The organism is Bartonella capreoli, assembly GCF_902813205.1.
GTDB lineage: Bacteria > Pseudomonadota > Alphaproteobacteria > Rhizobiales > Rhizobiaceae > Bartonella > Bartonella schoenbuchensis.
Genome location: NZ_CADDZX010000100.1, coordinates 1 through 619, shown reverse-complemented (window position 1 = coordinate 619; position 619 = coordinate 1). Strand labels below are relative to the sequence as shown.

General features: G+C 39.4%; 1 protein-coding gene and 1 pseudogene. One reads left to right on the top strand and one right to left on the bottom strand.

What is annotated here, in order from left to right; translation table 11 throughout:
- A pseudogene (locus tag J7R05_RS09385) lies at window positions 1-78 on the top strand (protein-export chaperone SecB); the annotation flags it as partial.
- A 67-nt stretch (window positions 79-145) separates the two neighbouring features.
- On the opposite strand, the gene J7R05_RS07530 reads toward J7R05_RS09385, so the two are convergent.
- Window positions 146-619 (bottom strand): phosphate acyltransferase (locus tag J7R05_RS07530; protein WP_281388229.1); only part of this gene is annotated, 474 nt, incomplete at its 5' end.

The window sequence follows — 619 nt, the reverse complement described above, 5'->3', positions numbered from 1 at the left end:
GATCCTATTGATTTTGCAGCCCTCTTCCAAAAGCGTCTCGCCGAAGAACAAAAAGACAATCAAATACAGCCCTCTTAAAAAATTTATTCTTTTGCTATCATAAAGCCCCTTGATATATTATTGGTATATTAGGGGCTTTTTTCCTTTAGACGGCTTTTGCGGCATGATAAGCCGCGAGCATTGCAATATTGACCACATCTGTATCGTTTCCACTAAACGGTACAATTTGGACAGATTTTTCCAACCCAATCAAAATAGGTCCAATAATGGTTGCTTCACCAAGCTCTTGCAACATCTTGCTCGCAATGGAAGAGGCATGATATCCAGGCATTACCAAAATATTAGCTGGTTCCGTTAATCCCATAAAGGGATATTGCTGCATCAATTTCAAATTGAGTGCCACATCAGCACTCATTTCTCCATCAAATTCAAAATCAACTTTGCGTTCATGCAACATGTTAACAGCATCCTGAATTTGCTGCGTAACTTGTCCTTTCATGTAACCAAAAGTAGAAAATGCTACAAATGCTACCCGTGGTTTATATCCAAACTCCCTAACAAAAGAAGCTGTCTGTTCTGCTATATCAGCAAGTTCTTCAGCGTCAGGAGCCTCATAAAT